21 protein-coding genes are annotated in these 20,502 nt (G+C 31.6%); 9 read left to right on the top strand and 12 right to left on the bottom strand.

Annotated features, from left to right (window positions below; all coding sequences use genetic code 11):
• Window positions 1–135 precede the first annotated feature (135 nt).
• Together DU428_RS08855 and DU428_RS08850 are read right to left on the bottom strand one after the other, a co-directional pair.
• On the bottom strand, window positions 136–2,016 hold the full coding sequence (locus DU428_RS08855; protein WP_113966524.1) for an endonuclease: 1,881 nt from the start codon (window positions 2,014–2,016) through the stop codon (window positions 136–138).
• Window positions 2,017–2,019: 3 nt separating this feature from the next.
• On the bottom strand, window positions 2,020–3,234 hold the full coding sequence (locus DU428_RS08850; protein WP_113966525.1) for an RsmB/NOP family class I SAM-dependent RNA methyltransferase: 1,215 nt from the start codon (window positions 3,232–3,234) through the stop codon (window positions 2,020–2,022).
• A 103-nt stretch (window positions 3,235–3,337) separates the two neighbouring features.
• On the opposite strand from DU428_RS08850, the gene DU428_RS08845 reads away from it, so the two are divergent.
• On the top strand, window positions 3,338–4,390 hold the full coding sequence (locus tag DU428_RS08845) for a WD40/YVTN/BNR-like repeat-containing protein (protein ID WP_113966526.1): 1,053 nt from the start codon (window positions 3,338–3,340) through the stop codon (window positions 4,388–4,390).
• 46 nt (window positions 4,391–4,436) lie between these two features.
• Here the strand turns inward: DU428_RS08845 and DU428_RS08840 are convergent, their stop codons facing one another.
• From DU428_RS08840 to DU428_RS08810, 7 genes are all read right to left on the bottom strand, one after another.
• Window positions 4,437–4,874: a hypothetical protein gene (locus tag DU428_RS08840; RefSeq protein ID WP_114436841.1), complete on the bottom strand. Its 438-nt coding sequence runs from the start codon at window positions 4,872–4,874 to the stop codon at window positions 4,437–4,439.
• A gap of 42 nt (window positions 4,875–4,916) precedes the next feature.
• Entirely contained in the window at window positions 4,917–5,405 is a 489-nt protein-coding gene (locus DU428_RS08835; RefSeq protein WP_113966527.1) for a hypothetical protein, read from the bottom strand.
• 30 nt (window positions 5,406–5,435) lie between these two features.
• The gene (locus DU428_RS08830; protein ID WP_072352136.1) at window positions 5,436–5,978 is read right to left on the bottom strand and encodes an RNA polymerase sigma factor; all 543 of its coding nucleotides are present in this window, start codon (window positions 5,976–5,978) and stop codon (window positions 5,436–5,438) included.
• Window positions 5,979–6,268: 290 nt separating this feature from the next.
• Complete coding sequence (locus DU428_RS08825; protein ID WP_072352137.1) at window positions 6,269–8,095, bottom strand: ABC transporter ATP-binding protein; 1,827 nt, start codon at window positions 8,093–8,095, stop codon at window positions 6,269–6,271.
• Window positions 8,095–9,825, bottom strand: a complete 1,731-nt coding sequence (locus DU428_RS08820; protein ID WP_113966528.1) for a phospho-sugar mutase — start codon at window positions 9,823–9,825, stop codon at window positions 8,095–8,097. The genes DU428_RS08825 and DU428_RS08820 overlap by 1 nt, the downstream gene beginning before the upstream one ends.
• 162 nt (window positions 9,826–9,987) lie before the next feature.
• Window positions 9,988–10,938 (bottom strand): glycosyltransferase family 2 protein, encoded by a 951-nt coding sequence (locus DU428_RS08815; RefSeq protein ID WP_072352139.1) that lies wholly within the window; start codon window positions 10,936–10,938, stop codon window positions 9,988–9,990.
• 3 nt (window positions 10,939–10,941) lie between these two features.
• Window positions 10,942–11,457 carry a DUF4199 domain-containing protein gene (locus DU428_RS08810; protein ID WP_113966529.1) on the bottom strand — a complete coding sequence of 172 codons (516 nt, stop codon included), beginning with the start codon at window positions 11,455–11,457 and terminating at the stop codon, window positions 10,942–10,944.
• Between the two features lie 215 nt (window positions 11,458–11,672).
• On the opposite strand from DU428_RS08810, the gene DU428_RS08805 reads away from it, so the two are divergent.
• The 3 genes from DU428_RS08805 to DU428_RS08795 all read left to right on the top strand — a co-directional run bounded on the left by DU428_RS08805 (window position 11,673) and on the right by DU428_RS08795 (window position 14,094).
• The gene (locus DU428_RS08805) at window positions 11,673–11,924 is read left to right on the top strand and encodes a type B 50S ribosomal protein L31 (protein ID WP_072352141.1); all 252 of its coding nucleotides are present in this window, start codon (window positions 11,673–11,675) and stop codon (window positions 11,922–11,924) included.
• A gap of 99 nt (window positions 11,925–12,023) precedes the next feature.
• The gene (locus DU428_RS08800) at window positions 12,024–13,199 is read left to right on the top strand and encodes a putative sugar nucleotidyl transferase (RefSeq protein WP_113966530.1); all 1,176 of its coding nucleotides are present in this window, start codon (window positions 12,024–12,026) and stop codon (window positions 13,197–13,199) included.
• 256 nt (window positions 13,200–13,455) lie between these two features.
• A complete protein-coding gene (locus DU428_RS08795; RefSeq protein WP_113966531.1) occupies window positions 13,456–14,094 on the top strand; it encodes a lysoplasmalogenase family protein in 639 nt (212 codons plus the stop codon).
• Between the two features lie 49 nt (window positions 14,095–14,143).
• Here DU428_RS08795 and DU428_RS08790 read toward each other — a convergent pair whose 3' ends face one another.
• Window positions 14,144–15,733 (bottom strand): ABC transporter substrate-binding protein, encoded by a 1,590-nt coding sequence (locus DU428_RS08790; RefSeq protein WP_113966532.1) that lies wholly within the window; start codon window positions 15,731–15,733, stop codon window positions 14,144–14,146.
• Window positions 15,734–15,798: 65 nt separating this feature from the next.
• Here DU428_RS08790 and DU428_RS13630 point away from each other — a divergent pair, with 65 nt between their 5' ends.
• Together DU428_RS13630 and mtaB are read left to right on the top strand one after the other, a co-directional pair.
• Window positions 15,799–15,927: a T9SS type A sorting domain-containing protein gene (locus tag DU428_RS13630; protein WP_113966565.1), complete on the top strand. Its 129-nt coding sequence runs from the start codon at window positions 15,799–15,801 to the stop codon at window positions 15,925–15,927.
• Window positions 15,928–16,019: 92 nt separating this feature from the next.
• Complete coding sequence (gene mtaB, locus DU428_RS08780; RefSeq protein ID WP_072352145.1) at window positions 16,020–17,345, top strand: tRNA (N(6)-L-threonylcarbamoyladenosine(37)-C(2))-methylthiotransferase MtaB; 1,326 nt, start codon at window positions 16,020–16,022, stop codon at window positions 17,343–17,345.
• Between the two features lie 61 nt (window positions 17,346–17,406).
• Here mtaB and DU428_RS08775 read toward each other — a convergent pair whose 3' ends face one another.
• Window positions 17,407–17,703 (bottom strand): N-acetyltransferase, encoded by a 297-nt coding sequence (locus tag DU428_RS08775; RefSeq protein WP_207802368.1) that lies wholly within the window; start codon window positions 17,701–17,703, stop codon window positions 17,407–17,409.
• 118 nt (window positions 17,704–17,821) lie between these two features.
• Between DU428_RS08775 and DU428_RS08770 the strand changes: the two genes are divergently transcribed.
• On the top strand, window positions 17,822–18,484 hold the full coding sequence (locus DU428_RS08770) for an alpha/beta hydrolase family protein (RefSeq protein ID WP_113966533.1): 663 nt from the start codon (window positions 17,822–17,824) through the stop codon (window positions 18,482–18,484).
• A gap of 54 nt (window positions 18,485–18,538) precedes the next feature.
• Complete coding sequence (locus tag DU428_RS08765) at window positions 18,539–19,465, top strand: lytic transglycosylase domain-containing protein (protein ID WP_113966534.1); 927 nt, start codon at window positions 18,539–18,541, stop codon at window positions 19,463–19,465.
• A gap of 55 nt (window positions 19,466–19,520) precedes the next feature.
• On the opposite strand, the gene DU428_RS08760 is transcribed toward DU428_RS08765, so the two are convergent.
• A complete protein-coding gene (locus DU428_RS08760; RefSeq protein ID WP_072352148.1) occupies window positions 19,521–20,099 on the bottom strand; it encodes a tetratricopeptide repeat protein in 579 nt (192 codons plus the stop codon).
• Between the two features lie 188 nt (window positions 20,100–20,287).
• Here DU428_RS08760 and rpmH point away from each other — a divergent pair, with 188 nt between their 5' ends.
• Complete coding sequence (gene rpmH / locus DU428_RS08755; RefSeq protein WP_072352149.1) at window positions 20,288–20,449, top strand: 50S ribosomal protein L34; 162 nt, start codon at window positions 20,288–20,290, stop codon at window positions 20,447–20,449.
• Window positions 20,450–20,502 lie beyond the last annotated feature (53 nt).

The raw sequence follows: 20,502 nt of genomic DNA, 5'->3' as shown, positions 1-20,502 counted from the left end.
AGTTAAAGTTGTGTTTAAAAATGCAAATTTACTTCTTTTCAACGTAATAATTACTATTTAAATTATTGAAAATTTAGAATTATTCCCGTTGTTATTAACCATAAAAAAAGCGACTTGTTACAGTCGCTTTATAGTTTATTTCTTTATTAACTTCTTAGTTATTGTTGCTTTACCTTGTGTTAATTTCATGATATACACACCCGACTTTAAATTGTCTAGCTGTATGTTTTGAGATTGCAGCAAGGTTTTTGTAAAGACCTTCTTTCCTAAAATATCAAATATTTCGATTTTGGTTTCTTGAGAACCATCAAATTTGATTTTTAGAATATTTTCTACAGGATTTGGTAAGATTTTTACTTCGTTTTGTGAGAAGTTGTTAGTGCTTAGGTTTTGTGTATGTGACCCTAAGTTTGAACAGTCGTCTCTACTTAAACTATTCCATTCGTTTATATCAAATGTTGTAGAAGGTTCTGTTATTTCTGGTTTTCTTATAAGCGTTACATCTTTACCAAAATTTGCACTACTGTTTAAGTCACCAATAAGATCTATTAGAACATCATTTTTAAACAAGCCGATTGCGTCATTTCCATTAAAGCTAGTGATGTCTGTATTTAAATCATCGTATTGTGAAGGGCAAACTGTAGAGCTACCGTTGGCGATAACATAAACGTCTTGATTTGCTATAGTAGCGTTTTGTGGGAAAGTATAAGTTGTTCCCCAAGTTCCTCCACCATTTGTTCCTAGTTTTAATGTGTATGCGGATAAGTCGTTGATATTTTCACCTGTAAAGTTTGCTATTTCTAACACTTTATTAAAGCTAGAACCTTCAATATATTCTGAAAAGTATATTTCTGAACCTCCACCTGTAGAACCATTATTTGTAGTTGTTTCACATGCTTGGTTACTAACACCAGATTCATTGTCAGCAGCATCTTTAGCTGTAATTGTGAAGCAATATTCTGTAGCAGGAGTTAAACCTGTTACTGTAAAATTGGTTTCGCTTGTACTGAAAGAGCTTATTGTTTCGCCATCTACATAAATATTGTATTCTGTAACTGCTACGTTATCTGTTGAAGCGGTCCAAGTTAAATGAATAGAATCATCTGTTGGGTTTGAAGCAACAAGGTTTAGTGGTGTTGAAGGCGCTTCAGTATCACCTGCATTTGGATTCCATATTAAATTTGCATATTCCGGATGATCTACAAACGGGTTTGCATTTCCTTGAAATCTGTATGCTGCTTTATTTCTTTCAATTTCTCTTTGGTCAACAGGATCTACATTATAATGCCAGTCTAAAAGTACATCTATTGCCCAAGTGTGAAATACCTGGTCATTAGTTCCATTAAACATATCAAAACTAGTATAGTTGTGAATGTTGTCCTCATAACGAGTTGCAAAGTATAAGATAGCTCTTGCTATATCTCCTTTAAACTCATCTATTGGTTCAAACACAGTACCAGAATAACCCTGCATAGCACTTGTTCCTCTTTTGGATCCATTTTGAGATGTCCAGTTATCCGATGCAACATTACCAAAAGGGAAACTTCCTCTAAAGTTATTAACCCTACAATCTGTTGGGATTACGTGGTGAATATCACTTTGCATTGGAAAATTACTGTTAAAAGAAGATTGTGGAATAATATGTTCTCTATTATAGCAATCACCTTCAGCAGTTTGATTACCTCCTTCATCTAGATTATGTGTGAAGTTATACGGGTCTGGTCCATTAGGGTTTTCAGAATAAAAATCTAAAACCGTACCATCATTTTCATAATTAGCACCTCCAGTTACATCAAGATCAGAATGTGTGTCTACGTAACCTTGCGAATTAGAAATTCCTGCACCATCGTATAATTGGTCATACGTTCTAGCTGTATGACCATTTGAAATAATGTCTTTTAACTGTGTTTTTAAAGTGAATCCAGTTCCTGTTGCAGTATCGTAATAATCTGATGGAATTTGTGCGGAAACACTATAGGATAGTAAAAGTGCTAGTATAAAGTATATTTGTTTCATGTTTTAATTTTTCTTTTCTAATAATGCCATATAGAATCCGTCGAAACCAGATTCGTTTGCCAATATTTTCTTTTCTTTTATAAAATTGAAGTTTTTTCCGTTTTCTGAAGCTAAAAAGGCCTCAACTTGTTTTTGGTTTTCAGAAGGTAAGATAGAGCAGGTAGCGTAAACTAATTTTCCTCCTGGTTTTACCATTCTAGAATATGTGTTTAGTATTTCGCTTTGCGTTTTCTTTATTTTTTCAATAAACTCTGGTTGTAATTTCCATTTAGCATCTGGATTTCTACGTAAAACACCTAAACCAGAGCAAGGAGCATCAATTAAAACTCTGTCTGCTTTATCGTAAAGTTTTTTGATTGGTTTTGTGGAATCTATAACACGCATTTCGATATTATGAGCGCCAGCACGTTTAGCTCTTCGCTTTAATTCTTTTAGCTTATTCTCATAAATGTCCATTGCTATAATTTGCCCTTTGTTTTCCATAAGAGCAGCAAGGTGAAGTGTTTTTCCTCCTGCGCCTGCACAAGTATCTACCACTCTCATTCCAGGTTGTACGTCTAAAAACTCTGCAACTTTTTGAGAAGAAGCATCCTGTACTTCAAAATATCCTTTTTGAAAAGCGTCTGTTGTAAAAACATTAGCTCTTTCTTTTAGTTTTAAAGCATTTGGATAGTTTTTTATCTCATCTGTTTCAATATCTAAATCAAAAAGCTCTGCTTGAAGTTTTTCTTTGGTAGTTTTCAGGGTGTTCACTCGTAAAACTACATCAGCTTGCTCATTAAGAGCAGCGATTTCTTTACCCCAAAGTTTTTCTCCTAATTCCTTAGAAACTAGTTCATCCATCCAATCTGGAACAGATTCTTTTATTTTTCTAACTGATGAAAATTCATCAAAACGACCTTTGATTTTTCTAGAAGGCGTATTTTCAAAATATTTCCAATCTGGTAATTTTATTCCTTTTAGGGTTGCCCAAACAGCAACTAAGCGCCATACATCATCTCGTGAAAAAGGCTCTTTAACTTCTGCTATTTCAGCATATAAACGTTTCCATCGTACGATATCGTAGGTGGTTTCTGCAACAAAGGCTCTGTCTCTGCTTCCCCAGCGTTTGTCGCGTTTTAGTAACTGTTGTACTACTTTGTCTGCATACATTCCTTCATTAAAGATTTGTAATAAACCATCAACTGTAGCAAAACATAAATTTCTGTGTAATCTCATTTTAAATTTTATAATCCTACAAAGTTACGTTAAATGCCACGATTTCACGAATATTTTTAATATTTAGATGAAGTGACTTATCTTTCCTGAAAAATTCTAATTTATGAAACAGCTATTTGTAATATTTTTAAGTGTAAGCTTTTTGTTTTCTTGTAATACAATAGAAAAAACTCTTAAGCCGAAAGTTTTTAATAAGGTTGAAATGGAAACTATTTTAGAAGACACTTTATTAAATGTTCGCGCTATTGAAACACTTAAAGATGCAGATGGTCTTGTTTTTGCAAATTCCAAAGGAGATATTGGAATCCTTGATATTGCTTCAGAAAAAATAAGATATCCTATTGCTGTATCATATTCTTTAAAATTAAATTTTAGAGCTATTGCTAAAACCAAAAGTATATTTGCTTTGAGTATTGGTAGCCCTGCTTATATGTTTAAGATTGATGAGGATATTAAGAAAATGGTTTACCAGGAAGATCATGAAAAAGCCTTTTATGATTCTATGGATTTTTGGAATGAAAAGGAAGGCATCGCGATTGGAGATCCAACAGACGATTGCATGAGTATTATTATTACTAGAGATGGAGGTGAAACATGGAACAAACTGTCTTGTGATGCGTTACCAAAAGCTAAGGAAGGTGAAGCTGCTTTTGCTGCAAGTGATTCAAATATTGCTATAGTTGGAGATAAAACATGGGTAGCAACAGGAGGGAAGTCTAGTCGAATATTATTTTCTCCAGATAAAGGGGTTACCTGGCAAGTGTATAAAACACCTATCATTCAAGGTCTAGAAACTACAGGAATGTATAGTGTAGATTTTTATGACGAGTTACATGGTTTTGCGGTAGGTGGCGATTATACAAAAGCAGATGCAAATCTTGCTAATAAAATTAGAACCGCTGACGGAGGTAAAACATGGGAAGTTGTGTCTGATGGTGTTGGACCAGGGTATAGAAGTTGCGTGCAATATGTACCAAATAGTAAAGCAAAACAATTAGTAGCTATAGGTTTTAAAGGTATAGATTATAGTACAGACGCCGGAAATAATTGGAGTCATTTAAGTGATGAAGGCTTTTATACACTTCGATTTGTAAATGATAGCACGGCTTATGCAGCAGGAGCAGGACGAATAAGTAAACTAACTTTTAAAGAATAAAAAAAGCCAAGATGTATTTCTTGGCTTTATGATAGAAATTATATTTTTAATTTCTTTTTTCTCCTTTATGTCTTTGTTTGAACTGTTCAATCATTTTGTGTTTAAAAGATCTATCCGCTTCAATTAGTTTTAAAATCTTTTTAGAAGATAGCACTTTAGAAAGTTTTGCGTAATAATCTCTTTGAAGCTTGTACTTGTCTTCATAAAGTTTTAACCTAATTTCTAAATGCTCCTTAGCTTCTGTTTCCGTTACGTTTTCTGGGATAGCCTTTCTAGCTTCTTTCGATTTGTTGTAAAGTTTATCATAAGCTTCAAGGTTTGCATTATAAATTGGCCAAAATTCCTGAGCTTCTTTTGCGGTTAATTCTAACTGCTCTGTAATATGTGCTACTTTAAGCGCTCTCACTTTTTCTTTGTCGTGATCTTGAGCAAAGGTGTTAAGCGAAAAGAGTAAGGAGAAAAGTAATATATAAGTTGTTTTCATAGTTGTTTGTTTCATGTGTTAAAAAGAACAGAAATACATATTTTAATCTAAAATAAAATCGGTTTCATCTATGGTTTCTAAATAATAATCTAAGGTTTCATCACTTAAATTATAGTCTATAAATGCAGATTCACTTAATTCTGTGTTAGAAAATAATATGTTGAAATCATTTAATTCAAAATTGTTTAAAACGAAATCATCTACAGCTTCTGTTTCTAGGGTATCAAAATTAAAAGTGTTATTAAATAGTGAAAGATTAAAAAGTAACAGAATTGCTGCGGCAATGCTAGATATGTAAATAATGTTTCTTTTGTTTAATAATGAAATGACCTTAGTAGATTCTTTTTTGTTTGTTTTAGAAAGAATACTTTTTTCAACTTCTTCAAAATAACCTTCAGGTACAGTAAAACCAGCGTCTGAAGCTTTTTCTTTTAAGTTAGCTTGGCTTAAAATAGAAGCTTCAAAGTTTTCAAAATATGTTTTTGGAACTTTAAAACCGGATTCTTGTATGTTCTTTAATTTCTTCTTCACGATAGTAGGACTCTTAATTTTTGCAAAGGTTTAATCTTGAGTTAAATAGTCTTCAATTTTTTTAACTGCGATATGATATGAAGCCTTTAATGCTCCTTCACTTGTTTCAAGAATTTCGGCCATATCTTTATATTTTATATCCTGAAAATACCTCATATTAAAAACTATTTGTTGCTTTTGAGGTAGTGTGGCAATAGCTTTTTGAAGTTTTAGTTGGATTTCATCTCCTTCAAAATAAACATCCGATTGTAGGTTGTTAATTGCCAGATCTTGTGCTTCTTCGTTTGTAGTTTGTAAGCGTTTAGCATTTTTATTTATAAACGAAATAGCCTCGTTTGTTGCAATTCTGTACATCCAGGAGTAAATTTTACTGTCTCCTTTAAAATTGTCTATGTTTCTAAAAACTTTTATAAACGTGTTTTGAAGTACATCGTCGGTGTCGTCATGTGATTTTACAATATGACGTATGTGCCAATACAAACGTTCCTTATAAAGACTAACTAACTCTTTAAAAGCTTGTTCTTTTGTTTGGTTACTTTTTAACTGATTTATAAGTAGTGTTTCGTTTAACACAAGTACATTTTAATTATTTGACTAATTATTAAGCAAATAGTTTAATAAAGGTAATATTTTTTATTGAAAAATATTTAAAACTACAAACAGTTGGTATAGAGTGTTTTGTGGTTAAAAACATCGATAAAGTGTATGTTATTATAGGTGAAATGCATGTTTTTTTTGGTGGTTAGGATAATTTTATATAAATTTGTATAATAATACTTACTTAATGTTAGACGCCCCAAGTCTAAACAGAAACAAAAAAAGCTAGAAGAAATTCTAGCTTTTTTAGTTTATGGAGTTTTTATTTATTCAAAACTTTGCATTTCTACTAACTTTTGATAGATACCTTGTTTAGCTAAAAGTTCTTTATGTGTGCCTTGTTCTGCAATTTCTCCTTTTTGCATCACTAGTATTTTATCTGCATTTTGAATTGTTGAAAGTCTGTGAGCAATTACAATAGAAGTTCTGTTTTTCATCATGTTTTCTAATGCAACTTGCACTAAACGTTCACTTTCTGTATCTAAAGCAGAAGTAGCTTCGTCAAGAATCATGATTGGTGGATTCTTTAAAACAGCTCTAGCAATACTCAAACGTTGCTTTTGACCTCCAGAAAGTTTTCCTCCAGAATCACCAATATTGGTTTCAATTCCTTTAGGTAGGTCTTTTACAAACTCCCAAGCGTTTGCTATTTTTAAGGCATCTATGACCTCTTCATCCGTAGCATTAGGGTTTCCTATAAGCAAGTTATTTTTTACTGTTTCGTTAAAAAGAATAGAATCTTGCGTAACCAGACCTATTAAGCTTCTTAAAGATTTTTTGGTTAGGTCTCTAATATCTTCTCCATCAATAGTAATGCTTCCCTCGTTAACATCATAAAAACGTGTAACAAGATTTGCAATGGTAGATTTTCCGCTTCCAGATTGTCCAACAAGTGCCACTGTTTTTCCTTTAGGAACATTTACAGAAAAGTTCTTAAGAACTAAGTCATCTTGGTATTTAAATGAAATATTATTTATAGCAATTTCGGAGTGGAAACCTTCTTTTACTTTTGCGTCTAGTTTATCTTCTAGAGGGGAAGGTGTTTCAATTATTTCTAAAACACGATCTGCAGCTGCATTTCCAGCTTTTACTTGGTAACTAGCTTTACTTATAGCTTTAGCAGGCGTCAAGATTTGGTAGGCAAGTGCCATGTATGTAATAAATGCACCACCCGAAAGACTTTTATCTATTAAAACCATGCTACCACCATACCATAATAATGCGGCAATTGTTGCGATTCCTAAAAACTCACTTGTAGGAGATGCTAGGTTTTGACGGTTAAGTAAAGTGTTTGAATAGTTGTAAAATCTGTTAGTAGATTCTTGGAATCTTTTATTGAATTGGTCTTCGGCATTAAAACCTTTAATTACTTTTAATCCGCTAAGGGTTTCTTCTAAGGTAGATAAAAAGACCCCTTGTTCTTGTTGTACTCTTCCGGATTTTTTCTTTAAGCTTTTCCCTATTCTAGAAATAATAAATCCTGCAACAGGAATGAAAATAAATACGAATACGGTAAGTTTCATTGAAATTGTAAACATAGTTACAATAGCAAATACAATAGTTAAAGGTTCTTTTATAATGAGTTCTAAAACAGCTAATAAAGAGTTTTTTACTTCGTTTACATCTCCTGAAATACGCGCAATAATATCTCCTTTTTTCTTTTCGGAATAGTAGGAGATAGGGAGGGTTAAAACTTTATTATAGATAGAGTTTCGTAAATCTTTTAAAACCCCATTTCTTAAGAAAGTGATAAAGAATAACGCTAGATAATTAAAAACATTCTTGAGTAAAAACAAACTAATGATTAGAATAATCATGTATAACAAAGTGATTTGCGGTCCTTCGTTTTCGTTTGTAATGGTAACGAAATAGTTTAAATAATCTTGTCCGTAAGTTTTAATACCTCTGATGCCTTGGTAAACTGGTTTTTCGTAAAGTTTTTCGGTTTCACCAAAAAGCACGTTAATCATTGGCATTAAAGATACCATGGCCAGTGTACTAAATAGCGCATAAAGTACATTGAAGAAAATGTTTAAATATCCGTACTTTTTATACGGAATTAAAAATTTGGAAATCTTCTTTAAATATTCCATTAATTAAGTTTCAGGTCTTTAATGATTGCTTCCATTTTCGCATCCAATTCTTGTTCTTTAGTCTTGAATTCCGAAGCATTTTCTAGTTCTGTATTCACACTAATATAGAATTTAATTTTTGGTTCTGTTCCGCTAGGTCTTAATGCTATTTTAGTTCCGTTTTCGGTATAGTAAATAAGTACATTAGATTTAGGAACATCTATAGTAGTTTCTTCATGTGATTGTAGGTTTTTTGCAATAGACGATTGATAATCTTCTATTAAAACTACTTTTTCACCATTAATTTCTTCTAAAGGATTGTTTCTAGCATCTATCATCATTTGTTTGATTTCTTGTGCTCCTTCGATTCCTTTTTTAGTTAACGAAATTAAATGCTCTTTGTATAAACCGTGTTCTACGTATAGATTTATTAATTCTTTATAGAAAGAACTTCCTTTGGCTTTTGCTTGGGCAGCAATTTCTATAGCTAACAATGAGGCCGTGTTTGCGTCTTTATCTCTAACAAAATCGCCAACCATATAACCGAAGCTTTCTTCACCACCCCCAATATAATCTAGGTTAGGGAAGTCTTTGATTAATTTTGCAATCCATTTAAAACCGGTTAAAACTATTTTGCAATCGGTATTGTAAGCTTTTGCTAAAATATCTACCATTGGAGTAGAAACGATTGTTGTAGCTACAAATTCTTTACCCTTAAGTTTGTTTTCTTTTTTCCATTGTTTTAATAGGAAATCGGTCATCATAACCATGGTTTGATTTCCGTTTAAAAGAATCATCTTTCCGTCAAGATCTCTAACAGCAACACCAAGTCTATCTGCATCTGGGTCTGTACCAATTACTATATCGGCATTCTTTTTTTCTGCAAGTTCTAAAGCCATTTTTAGAGCTTCAGGTTCTTCTGGATTTGGTGATTTTACTGTAGGGAAATCTCCGTTAGGTTCGCGTTGATCTTCAACAATATGAACATTGTTATATCCAGCGCGTTTTAGAGTTTCTGGGAAAATAGTGATAGAAGTTCCGTGTAGCGAAGTGAAAACAATATTGAAATCTTCTTTCGCTTCTGTTGCAGATTCAAAGCTTCCATTTTTAATTGATGCTTCTATAAACACATCATCTACTTCTTTACCTATATATGTAATGTTTTCTTCATTAGCTTCAAATTTAATTTCTGCATAATCAAGATTACTTATTTCTTTTATAATTTCTGCATCTTGTGGTGGCACTAATTGTCCGCCATCTTGCCAATAAACCTTATAACCATTGTACTCTGGCGGGTTATGTGATGCTGTAAGTACAATTCCGCAGTGACAGTTTAGATGTTTTAATGCGAAAGAAAGTTCTGGAGTAGGGCGTAAGTCTTCAAATAAAAACACTTGCACTCCGTTTGCAGAAAAAACATCGGCAACTACTTTAGCTAATGTTTTACTGTTGTGTCTACAATCAAAAGCGATTGCCACTTTGTGTTTTACCCCAGGGAAAACGGTATGTAAATAGTTGCAAATACCTTGTGTGTTTCTTCCTAAGGTGTATTTGTTAATTCGGTTGGTTCCCATTCCCATTACACCGCGCATTCCACCTGTACCAAATTCTAAATCTTTATAAAAAGATTCCTTTAATTCTGTAGGGTTGCTTGCAATAAGATCTTTTATATGTGTTTGAGTTTTTTCGTCAAAAGCAGGAGTAAGCCATGTGTTTACTCTTTCTAATAATTCTGGTTCAATGTATCTCATATTATACTATAATTAATGTGCAAAAATACGGAATTACAAAAATGTTAAAATCTAATTTGAAGTTAAAAATTGAAATAGCTTGATTTCAATAGGGTAACTTTTAATTTTCCGAAAATTTTTGGACGCTTAGACAAAGTGATATTTGTAGTAAGCTTGAAGTTTTTAATCTAAATTAATTGCTTCTTTTACTAAGTATCTATTTTTGTCTGATTTTGTTCTTAAAATAATTTCTCCTAAAAATCCTGCAACAAAAAATTGAGTTCCTATAATCATGGTAACCAATGAGATGTAAAATTGCGGACGTTGGGTTATTAATCTTCCTGTTGGGTTTAAATATAATTTATCTATTCCTAAGTATAATGCGAATGCAAATCCTATAGCAAACATTATAAATCCTAAGGCTCCGAAAAGATGCATAGGGTTTTTTCCAAATCGAGAAATAAACCAAATAGTAATCAAGTCGAGAAAACCGTGAATAAATCTATTCATGCCGAATTTTGTTTCGCCATATTTTCTTGCTTGGTGTTGTACTACTTTTTCTCCAATTTTAGTGAAACCTGCATTTTTAGAAAGTACCGGGATATAGCGATGCATTTCACCGTTCACATCTATGTTTTTTACAACATCATGATGGTATGCTTTCAATCCGCAGTTAAAATCATGCAGTTTTACTCCAGATGTTTTTCGGGCAGCCCAATTGAATAATTTAGAGGGAAGGTTTTTAGCAATAACAGAGTCGTAACGCTTCTTCTTCCATCCGGAAACTAAATCAAAACCATCTTTTACAATCATTTGGTATAGTTCTGGTATTTCATCTGGATTATCCTGTAAATCGGCATCCATCGTGATAATAACGTCTCCTTGTGCTTTAGCAAAACCGGCATGTAGGGCTTGCGATTTTCCAAAATTTTTCAGGAATCTTATGCCTTTTACATTGTTGTTTTTTATGGATAATTCTGAAATTATTTTCCAAGAATCATCGGTGCTACCGTCGTCTATAAATAGGATTTCATAAGAAAAATGATTGGACTGCATAACTTTTACAATCCAATCATGTAATTCTGTTAAAGAATCTTGTTCGTTAAGTAGTGGTATGACTACTGATATATTCATGTATTATGCTTCTTTTTTCATTGCAACCCCACCAATAAGAGAGTATAGTAGACCAAAAAATGCACTTAAAGCAATCCATAAGGCAGATCCTAATATAGGATTAGAGAACTTTTTCATCATTATTATTTGTTGTTCTACCATTTCTTCTGAAAGGTCTGGGTTTTCTAGTAATTTATCTTTTACAACTTCCATTGCTTGTTCTTGAAAGCCAGGATCTATGATATAGTTAAAAACTAAACCGTAAACAGCAAAAACTAATGCGCTTATAACACCTATAAGGGTACCTATTTTAATAGCTTGGCTTAAACTTAAAAGGTTGCTGTTGTTTTTTTTGTACTGACTAATAACGTAAATAATAACTACGGGAAATAGTACATAGTAAATATACATTGGCCATTGTACTCCTTCTAGTTGCATACCTGTTACATACATTATAACAGAAATTAATATTAAGATTAGCCCTAAAACTAATCCGTAGTTTTTGGCATAGCTACCAGTTGATAGAGGTTTGTTTTCCATTTTATTTTAGTATTTTTGTTTATAGTTAGTTAGTGAACAAATATAGGAAAACGTTACATTAAATTCTTTCAAATACTGTAATCTTATCCTTTTTGATGCACGATTACTAGAAATAAATAATATTATTGAATAAATTTTGCAAATACTATTGCACATTAGTAAAAAATGGTTAAATTTGCACCTCGAAAATAGTAAAGACAATAAAGCATTTAGCGATGAAAAAAGGTATACATCCAGAAAATTATAGATTAGTAGCATTTAAAGATATGTCAAATGATGATATATTTATAACTAAATCTACAGCAAACACAGCTGAAACGATAGAGCATGAAGGTGTTGAATATCCATTAATTAAAATGGAGATTTCTAGAACATCTCATCCATTTTACACTGGTAAATCTAAATTAATAGATACTGCTGGACGTATTGACAAGTTCAAAAACAAATACGCTAAATTCAAAAAATAATTTAGCTATTATATATTATATAAAGCCTTTCAAATTTGAAAGGCTTTTTTGTTTTTATTATTTATACTACTTTTGGTATATACTTAATTTCAATAAAAAATGAATTATATTCTTTTTGATGGACCTTCAAGAAATCAGTTGCTTCCATTCACCTATACAAGACCTGTAGCAGACATTAGAGTTGGTATTTTAACTATTAGAGAAAAATGGGAAAAGCATTTAGGCTCTACAACTACAACCATTACCGAAGATTACTTGTCTGAAAAATACCCGATGGTAGAAATGGATGAAAATATTCTTATAAACGCATCTTTTCTTCCTGATTATGATTTGGTTGAAAGAATTAAAGGTTTAGAAGAAAATCAAGCGATTTTTAGTGGTGAAGATGTAATTGCCTTTTTTACAAAAGAAGCTCAAGAGGATATAGATTTAAATACTTATGAAGCTATTGAATATAACGAAGAGCTTTTGAAAATTGAAAATACTTGGGATATCTTTTCTAAAAATGGAGATGCTATTCAAGAGGATTTTGAATTATTAACTCACGGAAGAAAGTCTCAACCAATTCCTAGCTCGAATAATATTATTGCTCCAGAAAATATCTTTATAGAAGAAGGAGCAAAATTAGAGTTTGCAACGTTGAATGCTAGCTCAGGTCCAATTTATATTGGTGCAGGTGCAGAAATAATGGAAGGCAGTATTGTTCGCGGTCCTTTAGCGTTATGTGATCATGCTACTCTAAAATTAGGTGCTAAAATTTACGGACCAACAACTGTAGGTCCGCATAGTAAAGTAGGAGGAGAGGTGAGTAATTCTGTGATTTTCGGATATTCTAATAAAGGACATGATGGTTTCTTAGGAAACTCTGTTTTAGGGGAGTGGTGTAATTTGGGAGCAGACACTAATAACTCTAACCTTAAAAATAACTATGCTGAAGTAAGATTATGGAGCTATGAAACAGAGAGTTTTGCTAGAACCGGTTTGCAGTTTTGTGGACTTATGATGGGAGATCATAGTAAATGTGGAATTAACACGATGTTTAATACGGGAACCGTAGTAGGAGTTAGTGCAAATATATTTGGTAGTGGTTTTCCTAGAAACTTTGTTCCAAGTTTTTCTTGGGGTGGAAGTTCTGGATTTACAACTTACCTAACAAAAAAAGCATTTGAAGTTGCAGGGGTGGTAATGTCTAGAAGAAATATTGAATTTACAGATCAAGATGCTGCAATCTTAAATCATGTTTTTGAAGAAACTAAAAAGTATCGCGCTAGTTAATTAGACTTTCCTTTTTGCTGGAAATACAATAATTATTAGGCATTGTTACTGTATTACTAAAGCGTGTTAATTAGCCTGTTTTTATATCCAAATTGCCGTATAAGTAGTTAAAAATCTTTTTTATATAAATCTGTTTAAAAAAATAATTACTTAAATTTAGAATGTTAATCATATAATAAGTAAACGCGTGTTTATTTTAAAAAATAAACTTTTCTTTTCAATTTTATTTTTCACATTTCTTTTATTAGATGTATTTATGAAATTGAAGTACAATGAATTTTCATATAGGGTTTTTACTAAGCCTATTATGTTGATTCTATTGTTCTTCTTTTATGTTTTTAACAATAATGAAAAATCTAAGAATAGGAAATTTTATGTGATATGCGCTTTGTTCTTTTTGCTGGTAGGCGAAATGTTTGTTGCCTACAAAGGGTATTTAGCCTTTATGTCCTATTCATTATTATGTTTTACCTTATCTAAATTGTTCTATATTTTTAGATTCTCTATTCAGAACGATTTTAAAATGACAAGATTGCTCCCTGTGCTGAGCTTTTGTTTTGTCTATATTGTTGTCTTGTTTAATTTGATTTACGAAAATCTAGGCAATTTTATGATTCCTGTGTTATTGTTCCTTTTCTTAACAATGATCATTATTCAATTTGTTTTTTTAAGAAAATCGGAAGTAGACTACCAAAGCTATTTGCTTGTAGGATTTGGAATTTTGTTTTCTGTTATAGCAGAAACATTAGCAATTTTAGAAATATTTTATAGTAAAAAGTTTTTAGAAGAAAGTATTATTTTATTGGTGCTTTATAGTGTTTCTCATTATCTCGTAATTTTAGGCTTGGTAACAGAGAAAATTCAAGTTAATAGTGAACCCATTCAAGCTGATTAAATAATTAAGAGACAATAACTTTTTTAAATAAGTTATTAGAGCTTGATATTTAAAGGCTACTTTCTTTAGAAACCTGTTTTAATTCTAATAAATTAGTAGGGTTGATGCCTAAACCTTTTACCTCTTTTCTAGTAAACCTTACAACTTCATCATAAAACATAGTTACAATAGGTGCTTCTTGCATTATTAGAGAGTCCATTTTAGTATAAAGTTTTTCTCTATTCACAGTACTAGTTTCGGTGAAAGCTTGTTTATACCAAAGGTCAAATAGTTCGCTTTTAAAATGCGAGTAATTTGGTCCGTTAGGAGCAAAGTTTTTACTATAATATAATGAAAGATAGTTTTCGGCATCTGGGTAATCTGCAATCCAACTTGCTCTAAACATATCTGTTTTTCCGTTTGCTTTAGCTTCTTTTAATGCAGATGCAGGCACAACATCAATTTTTATTTGCAATCCGGTTTTTTTTAATTCTCTTTGAATGTATTCGCAAAAACTTAAATAATTACTTGTTGTAGTTAGTGTTATTTGCGGATTTTTATTTCCAGTTTCTTCTATATATTTAGCGACTAATTCTGTTGCTTTTTTTGGTTGGTAGCTAAAACCAATAGATTCGTTGTGTCCAGGTAAACCCTTCGGGATAAATCCACCATTAGCAGGAATTCCAATCCCGTTTCTCAGGTAGGTCATCATTTTTTTTCTGTCAAATCCGTAATTTACTGCTTGACGTAGTAGTTTCGATTTTATTTCGGGAGTTTCTGTTTCCATATAAAAGCCCAGATACTCTGTGTTCAGATACGGGCCTCGAATCATATTTACTTCAGATTTATATTTATCACGAAGTTCTCCCGTTGCAGTTAATATTTCATCTTTATATGAAGCGTCTAAACCGGAAACAAAATCTATATTTCCTTGGGCAAACTGTAAAAACTCACTTTGTTTATCTGGTAAAAAAGTAATTGCTACCGCTTCTAAATATGGTAGGGAGTTACCGTTTTTATCTTTTTCGAAGTAATTTCTGTTTTTTCTGAATACCAATTTTATGTTTTCTTCCCAACGTTTAAAGTAGAAAGGGCCAGTTCCAATTGGGTTTGATCTAAAATCACTTCCGTAAAACTCTACAATTTCTTTGGGTACAACAGAGCAATACTTCATAGTTAATAAGCCTAAAAAAGCAGGGAAAGCTTGTTTTAGCTGAATTTGAAAAGTAGAATCATTAACTGCTTTGTAATTTTCAACTTTGCTTAAAACCCAACTTCCAGAAGATGCAATATTTTTATCCTTTAATCTGTTAAAGCTATATACAAAATCGGAAGCATTTACTTTTCTTGTAGAGTTTTTTTTGAACAGCTTATGTTTATGAAAATACACATCATTTCGTAATGTAAAAGTGTAGGTTTTGGCGTCTTCAGATATGTTCCATTTTTTCGCTATAGATGGTTGTACGTTTAAATCTTCATCCATTTGCACCAAGCCATTAAACAACTGATTAACTGCCCAAATATCGGCATTGTCTTTAGCAAATGCGGGGTCTAAGGAGCCTATGTTTTTGTGTTCATTATATCTAAAAACATTTTCCATTGGTTTGTTTTTAGAGCCACAACTAATAAAAAGTAAGATTAGTATTGTAAAATATTTCATTTGTCTATTCGCTTTCTTATAAACATCAATAATAATCTTAATTATAACATTATAAAAAAAAATCTATTTTTAAAGTTAGTTATTTTTGTGATAACTGGTTTTCTTTAGATTTATCCAATCTAAAATCTGGAATTTATATGTTAAAAATAACTACAGATCAAGGAAGCATTACTAAAAAAGTAATTAGAAGCTAAATCAATATTTTTCTTCATTTATAAAAAAGAGCGTTTTAAGTAGTTAAAACGCTCTTTTTATGTAATTTTGTAGCGTTTTATTTTAGAATAATATGATAACTAAAAAAGTCGCATTTTACACTTTAGGTTGTAAACTTAATTTTTCGGAAACATCTACCATTGCAAGAAACTTTAAAGATGAAGGTTTTGAGCGTGTGGATTTTAGCGAAAAAGCAGATATATATGTAATCAATACTTGTTCTGTTACCGAAAATGCAGACAAACGATTTAAAACCATTGTAAAGCAAGCACAAAAGAGCAATTCGGAAGCTTTTGTAATTGCAATAGGTTGTTATGCTCAATTAAAACCACAAGAATTAGCAGATGTTAACGGTGTGGATTTAGTATTAGGGGCTTCAGAAAAATTTAAAATCACCGATTACCTAAACGACTTATCTAAAAATGATTTTGGTGAAGTACATGCTTGCGAAATAGAAGAAGCAGATTTTTATGTAGGAAGTTATTCTATAGGAGACAGAACTCGTGCCTTTTTAAAGGTTCAAGATGGTTGTGATTATAAATGTACTTATTGTACTATTCCGTTAGCAAGAGGAATTTCTAGAAGTGATGAATTGGAAAATGTTTTAAAGAATGCTAAAGAAATTTCAGAAAAAGGTATAAAAGAAATCGTATTAACAGGTGTTAATATTGGGGATTACGGAAAGGGGGAGTTTGGAAATAAAAAACACGAACACACTTTTTTTGAATTAGTAGAAGCATTAGATGAAGTAGAGGGTATTGAGCGTTTAAGAATTTCTTCTATAGAACCAAACCTGTTAAAAAATGAAACAATAGATTTTGTTGCAAACAGTAGAACTTTTGTTCCGCATTTTCATATTCCTTTACAGAGTGGAAGCAATGAGATTTTAAAATTAATGCGAAGAAGATATATGAAAGAATTATATGTTGATCGCGTTAATAAAATTAAAGAACTCATGCCACACGCTTGTATTGGTGTTGATGTTATTGTTGGGTTTCCAGGCGAAACTGATGAATTATTCCTAGAAACTTACAACTTCTTGACAGAATTAGATATTTCATACTTACACGTTTTTACCTATTCTGAAAGAGATAATACTGTTGCAGCAGAAATGGATGGAGTAGTACCTAAAAAAGTACGTGCTAAGCGCAGTAAGATGCTTCGAGGGCTTTCTGTTAAGAAAAGAAGGGCTTTCTACGAAAAACAATTAAATAGCAGTAGAACCGTTTTATTTGAAAGCGAAAACAAAGAAGGTTATATTCATGGTTTTACAGAAAACTATGTAAAAGTAAAAGCACCATGGAATCCAGAGTTGGTAAATACGCTTCACCAAGTGGAGCTTACATCTATTGATGATGACGGATTGGTAAGATTTGAATTTGAAAAAGAATTAGCATAAAAAATAAATCCCGAAACAATTGTTTCGGGATTTATTTTTTTAAGATTAGAAAACAGCAAGATTAAATTCTTACACCAACAGGTAGCATGTTTTTGTACTGTCTGTTTTTTCTAATAAATTTTACTACTTCAGGGCTTGTAGGCATTACGCTTAAGCCTCTTTCTTCAATATTTTTTAACACCATTACAATGAAGTCATTTTGAAACTTTTCCGTTTTTATAGACTCTGGAATAGCAAGTTTGGTTAAAAAAATTTTTCTTTCTTGAAGTGCGTATTCAATTATTGCTAATTGGCCTTCATAGTTCAGTTCAAATTGACGTAAAAATTCGTTGTCAATTAATTCAGCTTCATCAATCATAATTAATTTAGTATTATTCAGGAGATATTAAATAAGCAAAACTTTTTTGTATAGTTTTGTGTTTCACAATTTACGAAATTTTATCCATTAATTAAAGTTATTGCTAGCTTAAACCCAAATGAGTCAAGAAATTATACATGTTTATTTTATGCCAGGAATGGCAGCAAATCCAACTATTTTTGAAAATATCCAGTTACCAGAAGATATATTTAAAATACATTGGCTAGAATGGGAAATTCCGTATAAAAACGAATCGCTAAGCGCTTATGCGAAACGAATGACAGAATTTATAAAACATGAAAATGTGGTATTATTAGGAGTTTCTTTTGGTGGTATTCTAGTACAAGAAATGAGTAAACATATTTCATTACGTAAACTTATTATTGTATCTTCTGTAAAAAGCAAGCACGAGTTACCTAAACGTATGAAAATAGCTAAATACACTAAGGCTTACAAGGCGCTTCCTACTAGCTTAGTAACTAAAGTAGATATATTGGCAAAATATGCTTTTGGTAAAAGTGCTGTAAAACGATTAGATTTATACAAAAAATATCTTTCGGTTACAGATCCATATTATTTAGATTGGGCAATTAAGCATGTTGTTTGTTGGAATCAAGAGAAGCCAATACCTGGAGTAATTCACATTCAAGGTGAAAAAGATGCTGTTTTTCCACATAAATATATTAAAGACTGTATCACAATAAAAAATGCTACACACGTTATGATAATTAATAGATTTAAGTGGTTTAATAAAAATTTACCGAAACTGATTTTAGAATAATTTATGGCGTAAAATTTGCTGCTTATTATTTAACTATATAAAAACGATATGAATATGAAATGGATTAAAAGTACACTTGCGCTTTTTGGAGTTTTAAGCCTATGTGTTATGTTTATTTTTGCATTACAGGATGCACCTACAGACGAGAATTTTGAAAAAAAATTAATTAATGAATATAATGTGTATGCTTTGCAGGTTCCTAATGGTTTAGAGTTTGCAGGGGAAGCAGTGCCTTTACATAATCCAGATATTTATGAAAGAATGGATAGAGAGTTATTGGTAAACACCTATTGGCAGTCTAACGGATTCCTAATGTTCAAACGTGCAAAGAAATATTTTCCAATAATCGAACCTATTTTAGTGAAGCACGGTATTCCAGATGATTTTAAATATTTAGCTGTAATTGAAAGCGGATTAACAAATGCAAGGTCTCCTGCTGGAGCTAGTGGTGTTTGGCAAATCATGAAAGCAACTGGTAGAGAATTTGGATTAGAAGTGAATAATAATGTTGACGAGCGTTATAATTTAGAATTAGCAACAGAAGTTGCTTGCGATTATTTAAAAAAATCTAAAGAACGTTTAGGCTCTTGGACCCTTGCAGCTGCAGGATATAATGCAGGAATGGCGGGAATGTCAAGAAGACTAAAAGAGCAAGACGTGACTAGTTACTACGATTTGCTTTTAGGAGAAGAAACAGGACGTTATGTTTTTAGAATAATAGCTTTAAAAGAAATTTTAAGTAATCCAGATAAATACGGATTTAACTTTAGAGATAAAGACTTATACAGTCATGTTCCTACCTATAAAGTAGAAGTAGACACAGCAGTTACCGATTTTGCTAGTTTTGCTAAAGGATTTGGTATTAATTATAAAATATTAAAAATTCATAATCCATGGTTGCGTGAGCCAAAACTAAACAATGCTTCCGGGAAGAAGTATTTAATAGATATTCCGCATGAAGGATATTATCAAACAAATTAAAGCATAAAAAAAGCCTTGAAATTTCTTCAAGGCTTTTTTTTATACATAGAACTTCTTATCTACTTCTTCTTTTTTGTGATCTCATCGAGCCACCTTGTCCGTAGTGTTGGTTTGGCGCTTGTGCTCGTTTCATATTATCTTTCATCATTTTAATTTGATCCTTCAACATATCACGTTTGTCAAGCTTTTCAGCTTCTTTTAGTAAAATTTGTGCTTCTTGCTTTCTTCTTTTAGAAAAAGCAATTCCAGCTAAGTTTAGTTTAGCCATTGCCATGTCATGATCCATAGATAAACCAAGAGAAACAGCTTTTTTAAAGCGTTTTTCAGCTTCGTTCATATTAGATTGGCTAACCATGATTCCTTTAAGGTAGTTATAGTATCCTTGTTGTTTTGTCACTAAAGCAGCCTCTGGGCTTTTAATTTTATCTAGCCATTTGTTAGCGCCTTCAAAATCTTGCTTACGTAATTTTAAAAATGCCAATAAAATAAATTCGTTTTTAAAATAAAAGAAAATGAATATAAGGGATAAAAGAATATACATTATTCCGTTTCCTATATTCCCTTCTATAAATTGCCAAACAGCTACACCAATAATAAGAGCAGCGATAATTAATTTAAAGTTTTTGTTGTACATTTGCGACTAAATTTTAGGTGTACAAAGAAACTAAAATTTTATGGAAAAGCCTCAAATATCAAATTCAAAAAAAATATTTTTAAATTAGGTTTGCCAAATAAAAAAAGCTTAGTATATTTGCGCGCAGTTTGAGAGAACTCGAAAAGATTTAAAAGTTTATAAAAAGAAGATTTTAAAGATATAAGACAATGAGTAAAAGAACATTTCAACCGTCAAAAAGAAAAAGAAAAAATAAACACGGTTTCAGAGAAAGAATGGCTTCTGCTAACGGAAGAAAAGTGCTTGCACGTAGAAGAGCAAAGGGAAGAAAGAAATTGTCTGTATCATCTGAACCAAGACATAAAAAATAATGATTAACAATTGTTAATATATAAAAGGCGTTACTTAGGTGTAACGCCTTTTT

The organism is Oceanihabitans sediminis, assembly GCF_003337215.1.
In the GTDB taxonomy this organism is placed as follows: domain Bacteria; phylum Bacteroidota; class Bacteroidia; order Flavobacteriales; family Flavobacteriaceae; genus Oceanihabitans; species Oceanihabitans sediminis.
Note: the sequence above shows the minus strand (reverse complement) of the source record. Positions and strands in the feature narration are given on the sequence as shown.